General features: G+C 57.4%; 21 protein-coding genes. 8 read left to right on the top strand and 13 right to left on the bottom strand.

Annotated features, from left to right (window positions below; translation table 11 throughout):
- Window positions 1–37: 37 nt before the first annotated feature.
- The 11 genes from NWQ23_RS12890 to folK all read right to left on the bottom strand — a co-directional run bounded on the left by NWQ23_RS12890 (window position 38) and on the right by folK (window position 8,217).
- Window positions 38–364, bottom strand: a complete 327-nt coding sequence (locus NWQ23_RS12890; protein WP_306166780.1) for a DUF1491 family protein — start codon at window positions 362–364, stop codon at window positions 38–40.
- 7 nt (window positions 365–371) lie between these two features.
- Window positions 372–1,289: a GTPase Era gene (gene era, locus NWQ23_RS12885; RefSeq protein WP_306166778.1), complete on the bottom strand. Its 918-nt coding sequence runs from the start codon at window positions 1,287–1,289 to the stop codon at window positions 372–374.
- Complete coding sequence (gene rnc / locus NWQ23_RS12880; RefSeq protein ID WP_306166777.1) at window positions 1,286–1,966, bottom strand: ribonuclease III; 681 nt, start codon at window positions 1,964–1,966, stop codon at window positions 1,286–1,288. The genes era and rnc overlap by 4 nt, the downstream gene beginning before the upstream one ends.
- Window positions 1,963–2,799, bottom strand: coding sequence for a signal peptidase I (gene lepB / locus NWQ23_RS12875; RefSeq protein ID WP_306166776.1), 837 nt, complete (start codon window positions 2,797–2,799; stop codon window positions 1,963–1,965). Before lepB ends, rnc begins: the two co-directional genes overlap by 4 nt.
- A 51-nt stretch (window positions 2,800–2,850) precedes the next feature.
- The gene (gene acpS, locus NWQ23_RS12870) at window positions 2,851–3,252 is read right to left on the bottom strand and encodes a holo-ACP synthase (RefSeq protein WP_306166775.1); all 402 of its coding nucleotides are present in this window, start codon (window positions 3,250–3,252) and stop codon (window positions 2,851–2,853) included.
- A complete protein-coding gene (locus NWQ23_RS12865) occupies window positions 3,249–3,563 on the bottom strand; it encodes a Dabb family protein (RefSeq protein ID WP_306166774.1) in 315 nt (104 codons plus the stop codon). The genes acpS and NWQ23_RS12865 overlap by 4 nt, the downstream gene beginning before the upstream one ends.
- Window positions 3,560–4,303, bottom strand: a complete 744-nt coding sequence (locus NWQ23_RS12860) for a pyridoxine 5'-phosphate synthase (RefSeq protein ID WP_306166773.1) — start codon at window positions 4,301–4,303, stop codon at window positions 3,560–3,562. The genes NWQ23_RS12865 and NWQ23_RS12860 overlap by 4 nt, the downstream gene beginning before the upstream one ends.
- An 18-nt stretch (window positions 4,304–4,321) precedes the next feature.
- Complete coding sequence (locus tag NWQ23_RS12855) at window positions 4,322–4,978, bottom strand: DUF2062 domain-containing protein (RefSeq protein ID WP_306166772.1); 657 nt, start codon at window positions 4,976–4,978, stop codon at window positions 4,322–4,324.
- Between the two features lie 6 nt (window positions 4,979–4,984).
- Complete coding sequence (locus tag NWQ23_RS12850) at window positions 4,985–7,135, bottom strand: bifunctional (p)ppGpp synthetase/guanosine-3',5'-bis(diphosphate) 3'-pyrophosphohydrolase (protein WP_306166771.1); 2,151 nt, start codon at window positions 7,133–7,135, stop codon at window positions 4,985–4,987.
- A gap of 40 nt (window positions 7,136–7,175) precedes the next feature.
- Window positions 7,176–7,529 carry a DNA-directed RNA polymerase subunit omega gene (gene rpoZ / locus NWQ23_RS12845; protein ID WP_306166770.1) on the bottom strand — a complete coding sequence of 118 codons (354 nt, stop codon included), beginning with the start codon at window positions 7,527–7,529 and terminating at the stop codon, window positions 7,176–7,178.
- 112 nt (window positions 7,530–7,641) lie between these two features.
- A complete protein-coding gene (gene folK, locus NWQ23_RS12840) occupies window positions 7,642–8,217 on the bottom strand; it encodes a 2-amino-4-hydroxy-6-hydroxymethyldihydropteridine diphosphokinase (RefSeq protein WP_306166769.1) in 576 nt (191 codons plus the stop codon).
- Between the two features lie 111 nt (window positions 8,218–8,328).
- Here folK and NWQ23_RS12835 point away from each other — a divergent pair, with 111 nt between their 5' ends.
- The 7 genes from NWQ23_RS12835 to NWQ23_RS12805 all read left to right on the top strand — a co-directional run bounded on the left by NWQ23_RS12835 (window position 8,329) and on the right by NWQ23_RS12805 (window position 12,905).
- Window positions 8,329–8,904 (top strand): NYN domain-containing protein, encoded by a 576-nt coding sequence (locus NWQ23_RS12835; protein ID WP_306166768.1) that lies wholly within the window; start codon window positions 8,329–8,331, stop codon window positions 8,902–8,904.
- A gap of 110 nt (window positions 8,905–9,014) precedes the next feature.
- The gene (gene ispH, locus NWQ23_RS12830) at window positions 9,015–9,965 is read left to right on the top strand and encodes a 4-hydroxy-3-methylbut-2-enyl diphosphate reductase (RefSeq protein WP_306166767.1); all 951 of its coding nucleotides are present in this window, start codon (window positions 9,015–9,017) and stop codon (window positions 9,963–9,965) included.
- Window positions 9,966–10,027: 62 nt separating this feature from the next.
- Window positions 10,028–10,477 carry a DUF3429 domain-containing protein gene (locus NWQ23_RS12825; RefSeq protein ID WP_306166766.1) on the top strand — a complete coding sequence of 150 codons (450 nt, stop codon included), beginning with the start codon at window positions 10,028–10,030 and terminating at the stop codon, window positions 10,475–10,477.
- Window positions 10,477–11,079, top strand: coding sequence for a class I SAM-dependent methyltransferase (locus tag NWQ23_RS12820; RefSeq protein ID WP_306166765.1), 603 nt, complete (start codon window positions 10,477–10,479; stop codon window positions 11,077–11,079). Before NWQ23_RS12825 ends, NWQ23_RS12820 begins: the two co-directional genes overlap by 1 nt.
- The gene (rnhA, locus tag NWQ23_RS12815; RefSeq protein WP_306166764.1) at window positions 11,072–11,518 is read left to right on the top strand and encodes a ribonuclease HI; all 447 of its coding nucleotides are present in this window, start codon (window positions 11,072–11,074) and stop codon (window positions 11,516–11,518) included. The genes NWQ23_RS12820 and rnhA overlap by 8 nt, the downstream gene beginning before the upstream one ends.
- Window positions 11,515–12,210 (top strand): alpha/beta fold hydrolase, encoded by a 696-nt coding sequence (locus NWQ23_RS12810; protein WP_306166763.1) that lies wholly within the window; start codon window positions 11,515–11,517, stop codon window positions 12,208–12,210. The genes rnhA and NWQ23_RS12810 overlap by 4 nt, the downstream gene beginning before the upstream one ends.
- On the top strand, window positions 12,195–12,905 hold the full coding sequence (locus tag NWQ23_RS12805) for an RraA family protein (RefSeq protein ID WP_306166762.1): 711 nt from the start codon (window positions 12,195–12,197) through the stop codon (window positions 12,903–12,905). The genes NWQ23_RS12810 and NWQ23_RS12805 overlap by 16 nt, the downstream gene beginning before the upstream one ends.
- A gap of 56 nt (window positions 12,906–12,961) precedes the next feature.
- On the opposite strand, the gene NWQ23_RS12800 is transcribed toward NWQ23_RS12805, so the two are convergent.
- Window positions 12,962–13,933, bottom strand: a complete 972-nt coding sequence (locus tag NWQ23_RS12800; RefSeq protein WP_306166761.1) for an NAD(P)H-quinone oxidoreductase — start codon at window positions 13,931–13,933, stop codon at window positions 12,962–12,964.
- A gap of 83 nt (window positions 13,934–14,016) precedes the next feature.
- Window positions 14,017–14,715, bottom strand: coding sequence for a COQ9 family protein (locus tag NWQ23_RS12795; protein WP_306166760.1), 699 nt, complete (start codon window positions 14,713–14,715; stop codon window positions 14,017–14,019).
- Between the two features lie 107 nt (window positions 14,716–14,822).
- Here NWQ23_RS12795 and rpsU point away from each other — a divergent pair.
- Window positions 14,823–14,937: 30S ribosomal protein S21 (rpsU, locus tag NWQ23_RS12790; RefSeq protein WP_306166803.1), on the top strand; the 115-nt coding region annotated here is incomplete at its 3' end.

Raw genomic sequence — 14,937 nt, 5'->3', positions numbered from 1 at the left:
CGCAGTTGCAAGGGCCGTGTTGGTGGCACAAGGGGCGTTAGTCCAGCCCGGGTTCATCCAGAAGATGACGCCCGTGACGATCTTCGACCTCGATAACCCAAAGGTCGGGGTCAAACCCGCGTTGTTTGGCAATCGAGGCATCGACATCCGCCTCGTTACCCGCGACCAGCACCATCCACTTGCGTTCCCCGGTCATCAAATCAAAGCTGCGCTGATAGCAGCAGGCCTGACCATCCAGCGTATTGAGTTTGATCAGGACAGCGCCGGCCGTGCTGTCGCCACGTTGGACCACAAAAGCGGGAATTTCGAGCAGGCGCAGGCGGGTCAGATAGGCCGACACCCATATGTCTGCGGTCAGCCTCATGGGCGGCTCAGGTGTTGCCGTCTTTGAAATCGAGACCCATCTCTGAATAGCGCTCTGATTCTTCCAACCAGTTTGGTCGCACTTTCACCTGCAAGAACAGATGGACCCGGCGGCCAAGGAATTCTTCCAACTCCAGACGCGCGGCTTTGCTTACGGACTTGACGGTTTCACCACCTTTGCCAAGGACGATGCCCTTGTGACCATCGCGCGCCACATAGATCAACTGATCAATGCGCGCCGATCCGTCAGGGCGTTCTTCCCAATTCTCGGTTTCGACGGTCAATTCGTAAGGAAGCTCCTGATGCAGACGCAGGGTCAGCTTTTCGCGGGTCATCTCGGCGGCAATCATGCGCATTGGCAGATCGGCGATCTGGTCTTCGGGGTAAAGATAGGGGCCTTCTGGTAACTGCGTGACCAGCCAGTCGCGCAGATTGTCACAGCCATGCCCGCGTTCCGCCGAAATCATGAATGTCTCTGCAAAGGGGAAGGCATCATTCATGTCCTTGGTCAGCGCCAGCAAGACCTCCGACTTCACCCTATCGATCTTGTTGATGGCCAAGGCGACCGGTGATGTGCCGGCACGGTCCGTCAGCGTTTCAAGGATGGCTTTGACCCCATCCGTCATGCCGCGATGCGCCTCGATCATCAGAACGACCACATCAGCATCAGCCGCCCCGCCCCAGGCTGCCGCGACCATCGCCCGATCGAGGCGGCGGCGCGGCTTGAAAAGGCCAGGCGTGTCGATAAAGATCAGCTGCGCATTCTCAGCCATCGCCACACCGCGAATACGGGCGCGGGTCGTCTGGACCTTGTGGGTCACGATCGACACCTTTGCACCGACCATGCGGTTCAGCAAAGTCGACTTGCCGGCATTCGGTTCCCCGATCAGGGCGATAAAGCCGGCTTTTGTGGGGACGTCAGTCATATGTCGACTTTCTCTAGGAGGGCTGCGGCGGCGGCATGTTCCGCATGGCGCTTTGATCCGGCGGTTGCTTGTTCAGACAAGCCAGAGGCCAAACGGACCTCTATGGTAAACACCGGTTGATGGTCAGGTCCAGTGCGGGCCACTTCGATATATTGCGGCGGCACCTCGCCTCGGGCCTGTGCCCATTCCTGCAAAGCGGTCTTTGCATCGCGTGCATCCACGGCCACATTCTTTATCTGGTCCCCCCAAAGGCGCAGCACCACATCACGCGCCACCTCGAAGCCGCCATCCAGATAGATAGCAGCAATCACTGCCTCCATCGCATCTGCCAAAAGGGCCTCTTTGCGCCGCCCGCCTGATTTCATCTCAGAGCGCCCAAGCTTCAGCACTGCGCCAAGATCAAGCTGACGCGCCACTTCGGCACAGGCTTCGCGGCGCACCAGCGCGTTATAGCGTGGCGCGAGAAGGCCCTCTGGTGCTGATGGATCTGCCTTCAGCAATGCTTCGGCCATGACAAGGCCAAGCACGCGGTCCCCCAGAAACTCCAACCTCTGATTATCGTCCCGGTGCGCGCTCACCATTGAAGAATGCGTCACCGCGCGGATCAGCGTCTCTGGATTGGCGAAGCTGTAGCCAAGCCTGCCTGTCAAGGCGACGAGTTCCGCCGAGAGCTTCAATCGAGCGCCTTGAAGAAACGGTCAGAGCGCCAGGTCCAGAACGCCAGCATTGAACGGCCAGCCGATGAGAATATCACCCGATCCGCGCGCCCGACCAAATCCTTGCGCTCGACAAAGCCGACGCCGCGGGCCGCTTGGGCAATACGGCTGTCGGTTGAGTTATCGCGGTTGTCGCCCATGAAAAAGTACTGCCCCTCAGGCACGGTAAAGACCCCGGTGTTGTCGGTCGCACGCGGTCCAATATCCAGAATGGCATGAGTGACACCATTCGGCAGCGTTTCAATAGCGCGGGATTTCTCGCAGACGGCACCAAGACCGACGGCACCATTCGCACATTGCGGACGCAGACCAAGCGGGCCTTGTGGCTCCATGATTTCAGTAAAGGTTCCAGCGTCTTCGATCGTTACGGCCACATCATTGATCTGCAAGACACCGTCAATCATCTGGATGCGATCACCCGGGACGCCGATCAGCCGCTTGATGAAATCCCGTCCGTCAACAGGATGGCGGAACACCACAATGTCCCCACGCTCTGGGTCAGAGCCGAAAATGCGCTCTTCCCGGTCTTCAAGGAATCCGCAAAAATCTTCGGCTCCGATATCAATGCCGACCTGTGGAATGCGGATCGAGGGGCAAGAGGCATAGGAATACCCATAGGCCATCTTGTTCACGAAGAGGAAATCCCCGATCAGCAAAGTATCCTTCATCGAGCCAGAGGGAATCCAGAAAGGCTGAAAAAAGATGGTCCGGAATATGCCCGCGATAAGGAGCGCCCAGAATACGGTCTTCGCCGTTTCAGAGAGCCAGGCAATAATCCCTTTGTTTTCAGCCATTATCTGATCCTTCGATGGTTTGTCGCTACATGAGCCTGTGCGCTGGCCCTGTCAAGCGATGGGGCGGGCCTCGATCACCACAAAGGCCTGAGCCCAAGGGTGATCATCGGTCAAAGTCACGTGAATAATGGCCTCGTGACCATCCGGTGTCATCTGATCCAGCCGCTCTTTGGCCCAGCCGGTCACAGCCATGACAGGCTGTCCTGTGCGCAGGTTTGACACTGCCATATCTTTCCAAGAGATGCCCATGCGCAGACCTGTCCCAAGCGCCTTGGAGCACGCCTCTTTTGCGGCCCAGCGTTTTGCATAGGTTCCGGCCACATCCTTGCGGCGCTCGGCCTTCATCTGCTCGACTTCGGTAAAAACACGGTTGCGAAACCGATCGCCGAACCGGTCCAACGTCGCCGCGATCCGGTCGATATTGGCCAGATCAGTGCCGATACCAAGGATCATGCAGACACCGCCATATCAACCACAGTGATCCCCGCTGCACCGCCTTTGCAAAGAGCCGCCAAGCGTTGGCCTAGGTCGATGTGCGTAGGATGAACCAGATAAGCCCGCGAGGTCGTCTCATCTTCAAAATGGCAAAGGAAGCTATAGGCGCATCGCGGGGACATGCCTTCGAAATCACGGTTCGGTCCATGCTCAAAGCCTGTGAACCCCGGAATTCTCCCGCGCAAATCATCCAACCCGGTCATGATCGCGCCTAATTCAGCGCTGTCATGACCAGCAGGCAAATCGAGCAGGACAATATGTTTGATCACGCACGTGCCTCGTCCATGATCCGGCGCATCTCGCTGATCGCAGGGCCAAGGCCGCGGAAAATAGCCTCGCCGATGATGAAGTGGCCGATGTTCAGTTCCATCACTTGGGGCAACGCCGCGATCGGGGCTACACAATCATAGGTCAAGCCGTGCCCGGCATGGACCTCCAAACCAAGTTCATGGGCAAATGCGGCCATCCGGGTCAGTTTTTCCAGCTCTGCATCCCGTTCATCATAGCGGCCCTCGGCATGTGCATCGCAATAGGCACCTGTATGCAGCTCGATTACCTCGGCGCCGATCCGGTGGGCGGCTTCGATCTGGCGCTGGTCGGCAGCAATGAAGATCGAGACCCGACAGCCGGCTTCGCGCAGAGGCGCGATATAATGGGCCAGCGCGTTTTCCTCGCGCGCCACTTCAAGCCCGCCTTCTGTGGTCCGTTCTTCGCGCTTTTCGGGGACAATGCAGACAGCATGGGGCTTGTGACGCAGCGCGATCGCCTGCATTTCGGCAGTTGCGGCCATTTCAAAGTTGAGCGGCCCCTTAAGTGCAGCCATCAAGCCTTCGATATCAGCGTCCGAGATATGGCGGCGGTCTTCGCGCAAATGTGCGGTAATACCATCTGCCCCCGCTGCCTCGGCCATGACCGCAGCTCGCACAGGATCCGGCACAGCACCGCCGCGCGCGTTCCGCACGGTAGCCACGTGGTCAATGTTCACACCGAGGCGCAATTTTTGCGTCATTTACTTTGTCCTTCGAGGTCAAGGCCCGTGTTGGCCGGATGAAGCGTCGTCAGCAGGTGATGCCTTTTTCTTGAGCTGGTCAAGCTTTGCCCGCAGCGCCTTCTTGCGCCGTTTCTGATAGGCACTGATCAACGGCACAGCGAGATAATAGGCCAAGGTTGCCGTGATCAGTCCGGGGATGATGCCACCAATCAGATACGGGAAAAAGACATCGTCATAAAAGACCCTAAGCCCCTGCCAATTGATCCGCGCAGGCGTAAAGATGGCCACAATGTTGTTCCAGACATCATAGCTCGCATCAGCGAATTTCTGGCCCAAATGTGTGTTGCGACCTTGCGGTAGGCCAAGCAACCAAGAGCCAAGGCTGATCGCAGCATAGCCAATCGCCGGAAATGTCAGGGGGTTACCAAAGAACGTGGCCATCAAAGCCGCAAGAATATTGCCCCGGATCAGACGGGCGAGGATTGCTGCAACAATAAAATGGAAACCGAACAGCGGGGTAAAGCACACAAAGACCCCGGCCCAGATGCCGCGGCTGATCTTTGTGGGTGTATCTGGCAAGCGGCGGACGCGGTGCTTGACGTATTCAAACGCGCGGCTCCAACCGCCTCTTGGATAGAAGAAGTCCAGCACGATCTGCCAGACCGCACGTCTATCCCTACGCTTGAATACCAATACTCGTCATCCTTCCCGCCGGGGATTTCCCGCACCAAGTGCAGCAAGCCCGGGGTCACGGTGTCGCGCAATCGACGACACGTTACTTTCTGCCTCAAGCGCTGTTTTCACGCGGTGCAAATGCTCTGCATCGCGCAAATCCACGTCGATCAACAACTTAAAATAATCCGGCTTGCGGTCAATGAACCTCAGATCAGAAATATTTGCGTCCTGTTCGCCAATCAATGTGCAAATTCGCCCCAGCACACCAGAAGCATTCGCGATTGTGACATCAAAAGTGACTGTGTTTACTGCGCCATGCGTCCCGTCCTGCCAGTGCAGATCAATCCAGCGGTCGGGCTGCTCTTCATAGTCGGCAAGCGCCTCGCAATCGATGGCATGCACGACAACGCCATGGCCCCGAAACGTGATACCCAAGATGCGTTCGCCCGGTACAGGCTGACAACAGGCCCCGCGATGCTGGACCTGATCCGGAGAAAGGCCGACCACAGCGCGCTTTTGGTCAATCTCGTCACCTTGCCGATGCTCCAACTCGGGATAGATCGCGGCAACCACATGACGGCCCGTGATTTCCGCGCTGCCCAAACGGCACAACAGTTCATCAACGCTCTCAACTGCCAAGGCCTTGGCGGCGGTGCGCAAGGCTTTGTCCGTGCTTCGCTTGCCGACGTTTTCAAAAGCAACACGGGCCAGTTCGCGACCAAGGCGGACAAACCTTTCGCGGTCTTCCTCGCGTAACGACCGACGGATCGCTGTCTTGGCGCGTCCGGTTACAGCGATATCGATCCATGTGGCCTGCGGGGTTTGCCCTTCGGCAGTGATCACCTCGACAGACTGTCCGTTCTTGAGCCGGGTCCAGAGCGGGACGCGCAACCCATCGACCTTGGCCCCGACGCAGGCAGACCCTATGCGCGTGTGAATCGCATAGGCGAAATCGATCGGCGTGGCACCGCGGGGCAGCTTGATCACATCACCTTTGGGCGTGAAACAGAACACCTGATCCTGGTACATCTCGAGCTTGACCGCTTCGAGAAATTCATCGTGATCCTGATCTTCGTCAAGCCGTTCTGTCAGCGAGGAAATCCAGCGAACGGGATCTACTGCGAAACGGTTTTCGACGCGTTCACCGTTCTTGTAGGACCAATGTGCTGCAACCCCCGTTTCGGCGACTTCATGCATTTCGCGGGTGCGGATCTGCACCTCGACCCGTTTGCCATCGCGGCCTGAGACGGTCGTATGAATCGAACGATAGCCATTTGATTTTGGCTGGCTGATATAGTCCTTGAATCGGCCCGGAACAGCGCGCCAGCGCTGGTGGATCGCACCCAAGACGCGATAGCAATCCACTTCGGTCGCGACAATCACGCGAAACCCGTAGATATCCGACAAGCGGCTAAAGCCCTGGTCTTTTTCCTGCATCTTGCGCCAGATGGAATAGGGCTTTTTCGCACGCCCAACGACATCGGCCTGTATATTGGCCTTTTCCAACTCGACCCGCATATCGGCTGTAATCTTCTGGACCACATCGCCCGTTTCGCGCTGCAACGTAATAAAGCGCCGAATGATTGAGTTGCGGCCTTCAGGATTCAACACACGAAAGGACAGGTCCTCTAGCTCTTCCCGCATCCATTGCATACCCATGCGCCCGGCGAGCGGTGCAAAGATATCCATGGTTTCGCGGGCCTTCTGGGCCTGCTTTTCTGGGCGCATGGACTTGATCGTCCGCATGTTGTGAAGACGATCGGCAAGCTTGACCAAAGTCACGCGCAGGTCGCGCGAGGTGGCCATGAACAGTTTACGGAAATTCTCGGCCTGCTTTGTCTGTGACGATGTCAGTTGCAGATTGGTCAGTTTCGTGACCCCGTCCACAAGCTCTGCAATCTCGCGGCCGAACCTTTTCTCGACGACGCTGAAAGAGGCCTTGGTGTCCTCGATCGTATCATGGAGCAAGGCAGTGACGATGGTTGCATCATCCATCTGTTGCTCGGCCAGAATGCACGCAACCGCGACCGGATGGGTAAAGTAGGGTTCACCGGAATGCCGGAACTGGCCCTCGTGCATGTCTTTGCCAAAGGCAAATGCATCACGCAACAAATTCTGGTTGGAATTCGGGTTATAGGTGCGGACCAATGCGATCAGATCATCGGCAGTCGTCATGTGGTACCGCGCCTATCCATGTAAGGCCGGCAAGGCGACCTTAGCGCTGCCCTTGCGCTTCCATCAGCGCCCGCAGCAGTTTCTCTTCTGACATGTCGTCTTCAACAGGTTTGTCAGACTCAGCGCCCATCAACAAAGACATGCTGTCCTCTTCAGGCTCGTCCACCTCGATCTGAGTCTGGTTCGCTTCGATCATACGCTCGCGCAGATCGTCGGCTTGCTGGGTCTCTTCCGCGATTTCACGCAAGGACACGACAGGATTCTTGTCGTTGTCACGGTTGACTGTGATCGGTGCACCAGCGGAAATTTCACGCGCACGATGGGCTGCAAGCATCACAAGCTCGAAACGGTTAGGAACTTTATCGACGCAATCTTCTACGGTGACGCGGGCCATGAGGCATACTCCAGTCAAGAAAGTGGGACTTTGGAAGTCGCCTACTTAGTGGCTTCGCGCAAGATTGACAAGGGCTTCGCGCGCAGGCCGGCCGAGATTTCCAAGGCCAGCTTTATTGCTCAAAAGGCTTCACAGACGCAATGTCGGCCCGAGGCAATGCCGCGCACATTGCGGCAACAGTTTTCTGCAAGATCGGGTGTTCCCAATCTGGCGCCACCTCTGCGAGCGGTACAAGCACAAAACTGCGCTCTTGCATGCGTGGATGCGGCAGGATCAGCCCGGGCGGAACCATCTTCTGCTGGTCTTCCAATGACAGGTCCCGCCACATGGATTGTGTGGTCGGGTCTGGGCAAATCTGGGACCCGACTGCGATCAGGTCAAGATCGAGCGTCCGCTGCCCCCAGCGTGCATTTCTTTCGCGCCCTGCGTCTGATTCGATAGCATGCAACTGCTGCAACAGCTCAGAGGGCGTTAGTCGCGTGTGGATAGACATCGCGGCATTGACAAAATCGGGTCCGGACCCTGCAGGAAACGCTTGTGTTGTATAAAGTTGGCTTGAACGCGCCCGAAAATGAGTGAGTTTGGCAACTGCAAGCATAGCTTTTTGGACAGTTTCCGCAGGGGTACCCCATTGCGAAGTTTCGTTGCTACCAAGGGCAATCAGCGCCAAATGGCTTAGTTCGGTCATTTTGGACTCTTGCCTCAAAATCTGAATACATTACATAGTCGGCATTCTTGCTCAAAATCATAGCATTCTGGGACAAACAATAGAGCAAGATCGTGATTTGGAAGGACGAACATGTTTTATCGGGACGAGCGCCTCGCGCTCTTTATTGACGGATCAAATTTATATGCAGCATCAAAGGCACTTGGCTTTGACATAGATTACAAACTCTTGCGACAGGAATTCATGCGGCGCGGCAAGATGCTGCGGGCATTCTATTACACCGCGTTGCTTGAAAACGACGAATATTCGCCCATCCGCCCTTTGGTCGACTGGCTCAACTACAACGGCTTCACCATGGTGACCAAGCCCGCCAAGGAATACACCGACAGCATGGGCCGTCGGAAGGTGAAGGGCAACATGGACATCGAACTGGCGGTCGATGCGATGGAACTGGCCCCTTACGTGGACCACGTTGTGCTTTTCTCGGGCGATGGCGATTTCCGGCCCTTGATCGAAGCTCTCCAGCGCAAAGGCGTCCGGGTGTCAGTGGTGTCGACGATTCGCAGCCAACCGCCGATGATTGCCGATGAACTACGCCGCCAGGCTGACAACTTTATCGAACTCGATGAATTGCGCGATGTTGTGGGTCGCCCGACCCGCGAACCACGCCCTGAATCCCATGAAGAAGAAATCACGCAAGAGACTTGATGCGGTTTAGATAGCGGAGCGCGGTTGCCGCGCTCCATTTCGTCACAGCATCTGGTGCTGGACCTGACCGCGTCAAACCCTTACCTCTGGTCCTGAAACCGGAGCTTGCGATGACCAAACCACCCCTGACACTCTATCTTGCCGCCCCACGTGGATTCTGTGCGGGCGTGGACCGCGCCATCAAGATTGTTGAAATGGCTTTGGCCAAATGGGGCGCGCCCGTCTATGTCCGCCACGAAATCGTGCACAATAAATACGTGGTCGATGCGCTGCGCGACCTCGGCGCTGTCTTTGTCGAAGAACTTGACGAATGCCCAGACGATCGCCCGGTGATCTTTTCGGCGCACGGCGTCCCGAAAGCTGTGCCTGCTGCAGCAGCCAGGCGCGAGATGATCTATGTGGATGCGACCTGCCCCTTGGTGAGCAAGGTGCATATCGAAGCACAGCGCCATGCGGACAATGGCTTGCAAATGATCATGATCGGGCACGAAGGCCACCCCGAAACAGTCGGGACCATGGGACAACTCCCCGAGGGCGAGGTCCTGCTGGTGGAAACGGTCGAAGACGTGGCCAATGTCACAGTTCGGGACCCAGAAAAGCTTGCCTTTGTGACACAAACAACCCTGTCGGTCGACGACACCGCAGATATTGTCGCAGCCCTTCACGCCCGCTTTCCGATGATCGTTGGTCCGCACAAGGAAGACATCTGCTACGCCACAACCAATCGCCAAGAGGCGGTCAAAGCGATGGCCCCGAAATGCGATGCGATGCTCGTCGTCGGCGCGCCCAATTCCTCCAATTCAAAGCGGTTGGTCGAGGTTGGTGCGCGTGCAGGCTGCAATTACGCACAACTGGTCCAGCGGGCGGCTGACATTGATTGGCGCGCGCTGGAAGGCATCAAATCTATGGGGATCACCGCAGGGGCATCCGCACCCGAGGTTCTGATTGCCGAAGTGATTGACGCGTTCAAAGACCGCTATGACACGACTGTCGAGATGGTTGTCACCGCCGAAGAAAACGTGGAATTCAAAGTGCCGCGTGTCCTGCGCGAACCGGCCTGAGGGTCGAAGATTCACCAAGGCGCGCCGGCCAGCGCATTGAACCTGATATGAACGCAAAGAGTATGAAAAACATTCCTCGCGCAGCACTGTTCTTGGGCCTTGCGGGCCTTGCACCCTTCTTCTGGGGGGCGTTGACGCTGCTGCGGCCCGAGTTGGGCCAATGGGGGCAGATGACACTGGGCGGGCGTTTCGTCGGCCCCTATGTCCAGCTCTTTTATGGCGCGGTAATCCTGTCGTTCATGTCAGGCGTCCTTTGGGGCTTTGCGACCAAAGCCACCGGGCAGACGGCAACGGCGAGTTATATCCTGTCAGTGATCCCTGCGCTTTGGGCCTTCTTCATGACGGGTGGCGGACCAACGACGGCAGGCGTGAACCTGATCGTAGGGTTCTTGGGATTGCTCATGCTTGATTGGCATTTCTGGCGACTTGGGCTCGCGCCGCCGTGGTGGATGCACCTGCGGGGACTGCTGACGACCATTGTCATCATTACTTTCCTGCCGCTTGTGTTCTGATGGCTGACGCGCTGACCATCGCCACCTATGACGCAAGGGCCGCCGAATACGCCGACCTGATCGCGAATGCGGTCCCAGACAAATCGCTGCAAGACTTTATTGATCTGATGCCCGCAGGCGGCCATGTTCTTGACCTTGGCTGCGGTCCGGGTGCCGCATCCGCACATATGCGCAGCGCGGGGCTTGTGCCTGACCCGGTCGACGCCTCTGCGGGGATGATTGCGCTGGCACGGGAAAAGTTTGCCCTGCCCGCGAGACAGGCCAGTTTTGACGATATCGCTGGCGTCGCACTTTATGACGGCATCTGGGCCAACTTCAGCCTGCTGCACGCCGCCAGACAAGACCTGCCGCGCCACTTTCGCGCCCTGTCAGACGCAACCAAACCGGGGGGTATCATTCACGTCGGCATGAAGACCGGAGCAGGAGTCGCGCGTGACACGATCAACCGGCTTTATACCTATGTGACCGTCGAAGAGTTGAAAGACTTTCTGACGATTGCCGGTTACCACGTGACCTATATCAAGGAGGGTGAAGACAAGGGCTTGGCCGGCACCTTGGACCCTTTTGTGATCATGCGCGGAAAGAAGATCGAGAATGCCTGAGCTTTTTGCCTACACAGACGGAGCCTGTTCCGGCAATCCGGGGCCCGGCGGTTGGGGCGCGCTGCTTGTGGCGCGCAATGGCGATACCGTTGTCAAAGAACGGGCGCTGTCAGGCGGCGAGGCCGAGACCACCAATAACCGAATGGAACTGCTCGCGGCCATTGCAGCACTGGAAACGCTTGATCGGTCCACAAAGCTTACCGTTGTGACAGATAGCGCCTATGTCAAAGACGGGATCACAAAGTGGATCCATGGGTGGAAACGCAATGGCTGGAAGAAAAAGGGCGGGCTGAAGAACGTGGATCTTTGGCAACGGCTTGATGCTGCGGCAGCGCGCCATGACGTGACATGGGAATGGGTCAAAGGGCATGCGGGACATCCCGAAAACGAAAGGGCCGATGAATTGGCACGCGCGGGGATGGCGCCTTTCAAGGGATGAATGACCCGCTCGTCCTCTTGCCCGGCATGATGTGCGATGGGCGGCTATACGGCCCGCAAATTACCGCCTTCTCGTATCAACGCGCTGTGATGACCGCACCGCTGAACGACCACGAGACTGTTATGGGCCTTGCGACTGATGTTCTCGCCGTGGCCCCCGCCAAATTCGCCCTCGCGGGTTTGTCTATGGGCGGGATTGTCGCGATGGAGGTTATCCGCCAAGCCCCTGAAAGGGTCACGCGACTTGCCTTGCTGGATACCAATCCCAAAGCCGAAGCGCCCGCTGTCGCTCTGAATCGCGAGCCGCAGATCGCAAAAGTGCGCGCCGGGCAATTACGGGCGGTGATGCGTGACGAGATGAAGCCCAACTATCTGACCGATGGGCCAAGGATGGGCCAGATCCTCGATTTGTGCATGGAAATGGCCGAAACGCTGGGGCCAGAGGTTTTCCTCAGACAGTCCCGCGCGTTACAAACGCGGCCCGATCAGCAAGAAACGCTGCGCAAGGTCGCTGTGCCGACCCTGATCCTTTGTGGCGAAGATGATGCCCTTTGTCCGATCCACCGTCATGAGTTGATGCAAGCACTGATCCCCGGCTCAACCCTGACGGTGATTAAAGGGGCTGGGCATTTGCCTACTCTTGAACAACCTGACGCAACCAATGAGGCTTTGGCAAAATGGCTGACCCAGTAATCCCCGCGGACCTTCTTGCACTTTTGCAGCGGGTCGACACGCCGACAGTCTGCAACGCGATCGAAGTCGCCCAAGGCAAACGCGGTTTTAACGCGTTTACCAAAGGCACGATGCACTGTTCCGCCCCTGATGGTCCACCCATGGTCGGCTTTGCGCGCACAGCCAAAATCGCCGGACGCGAGGCACCGACCGAGGCCCCCGATGTCATTCGCGCGCGACGCCTTGATTATTTCCGCAATATGGCGGGCGGGCCACGTCCGGCTATCGCGGTGCTAGAAGATGTGGACTATCCGCATTGCGTCAGCGCCTGGTGGGGCGAGGTCCATACCAATGTGCACAAGGGGCTTGGGTTGAACGGGGCGCTGACCAATGGCGTCATGCGCGATCTGGGCGATCTGGCCGAAGGTTTTCCGGTTGTCGCAGGTTCGATCGGGCCAAGCCATGCTTTTGTCCATGTGCGCGAACTGGGCACACCTGTCACGGTGATGGGCATGACGGTGAACCAAGGCGATCTGGTGCATGCCGACCGGCACGGCGGGCTGGTGATCCCGCCCGAGGTGATCCCTTACCTCAAGGACGCCATCGAAAAGATGTGGGCCGGCGAGCAGATTATCCTTGGGCCGGCGAAACAGCCCGATTTCGACCTTGATAAACTGCTCGCGGCTTGGGCGGCATTCGAAAAGGCGCGCACCTGAGGCAGGCAAAATTTCATGGAAAGTGTGTTGCCAGTTTTTCTGCGGGAAAGTGGGACCTAGCCGACCTTCAGAACGATCTTGCCGATATGTGCGCTGCCTTCCATGCGGGCATGGGCGGCGGCAGCTTCGGTCATCGGGAATTCCTGATCCATCACCGGGGCGATTTTACCCGCAGCAATGAGCGGCCATACGTTTGTTCGCAGTGACGATGCGATCCGGGCCTTGGCCAGATCAGATTGCGGGCGCAAGGTCGATCCTGTCATTGTCAGACGGCGCGTCATAAGCTCCACAAGGTTCAGTTCCGCTTTCGGCCCTTGCAGAAATGCGATCTGCACCAGTTTTCCATCGTCAGCCAATGCTTTGAGATTTCGCTGTATATATGGGCCTCCGACCATATCAAGGATCAAGTCTGCGCCACCCATAGGTTGCATTTTTTCAACAAAATCGTCTTTAAGGTAGTTGAAGGCCGCCTCTGCGCCCAGTTGTACGCAAGCAGCGCATTTTTCATCGGATCCGGCGGTCGCAAAGACACGCGCACCGAAGGTCTTGGCCAGTTGGATGGCGGTTGTACCGATCCCCGAACTGCCACCGTGAACCAAGAACCGCTGACCTGCCGTCAATCCGCCACGCATAAAGACATTCGACCAAACGGTAAAGAATGTCTCGGGCAAACAGGCGGCTTGTTTCAGGCTCAGCCCGGCTGGAACAGGCAAGCAATGGGCGGCAGGGGTCGCCACATATTCGGCATAGCCACCCCCGGGCAGCAGCGCGCAGACCTGATCTCCCACTTTGGGCGATGTAACACCGGCACCGCAGGCCACAACCTCGCCCGCAGCCTCTAGCCCGGGCAGATCGCTCGCCCCCTTTGGCGGATTGTAAAGACCTGCACGTTGCAGCGCATCAGGCCGGTTCACACCAGCATAGGCGACTTTGATCACGACCTGATCATGTGCCGGCTGCGGCATAGGACGGTCCGTCAAAATCAGAACCTCCGGGCCGCCGGGTTTGGAAATTGCGATCGCCTTCATGCTCTGCGCTCCTTTGTGGAACCCTAGCTATGCGCCATCATTGTCGCTTTGACAAACCAGCTCCGCAAGAGCGCGCGTTTTTCTTAGGTCGGATCGCGCCAAATGCCGGGCAAATCTGGGTCAATTGTCGATGACGGGGCTTTGACAGCCGCCATCGCACGGCCCAACGGGCCTGTCAGCGGCTTCAAAAGCGCATTTGCCCGGACCTGCGCTTTTAGCTTCTCGAACTGCATTACATTGTCGATCCGGCGATCAATAAAGGAATCTGTCGCCTGCCCATCAAGGCTATCGTCACCCAGCCAATAAAGCACAACCGCGCTGTAAACGCCCGAGAGGGTCAGGCGCTTGGTGTACCAGTTTGCATCGCGTGAGGTATCGCCCAGCGCCTCCCAGATCGCGTCTGCTGTACCCCAGATCAGTTTTGCGCCGTCGGCGGCCATATGAGGCAAGGCAAAAAGGGTGGTGCCACGGCGCACGGCCTCTTTGTCGTCAATCACAGACAGGCGCAGCCGGATCGCAAGGGCAACCTTGTCGCGAAAGCGCATGCCTTGCATGTCGGCCGCTTTGATTGCTGCAACCATAGCCGCATCGCCACGGCGATGGTAGGCAATCGCGAGGCCTGTCGCACCGCGCGGGCAGATGGATTTTGCACGCTGCAGATCAATGCCTGCATCACTGGCCGCCGCCTGAAACGTACTTTCCGACCATCCGTCAAAGGCGACATGGGGCAAGGCCGCAGTCACCAGTTCTTCCAGAACAGGGTCAATGGGTGCTGACATCATGGTGGTCTCCTAGAATTGCTTGGCACTAGACAAACTAGTGTTCCTTTGCTATCTGGCCACTTCCTGCAATTTTTGCAAATCCAACTTAGAGAGGTGGTGAAAACCACATGCAGGTTAGTGTTCGTGATAACAACGTCGATCAGGCGTTGCGTGCTCTGAAGAAAAAACTTCAGCGTGAGGGCGTCTTTCGTGAAATGAAGCTCAAGCAGCATTTCGAAAAGC

The sequence above is a fragment of the Yoonia sp. genome (assembly GCF_030731595.1).
Classification (GTDB): domain Bacteria; phylum Pseudomonadota; class Alphaproteobacteria; order Rhodobacterales; family Rhodobacteraceae; genus Yoonia.
Note: the sequence above shows the minus strand (reverse complement) of the source record. Positions and strands in the feature narration are given on the sequence as shown.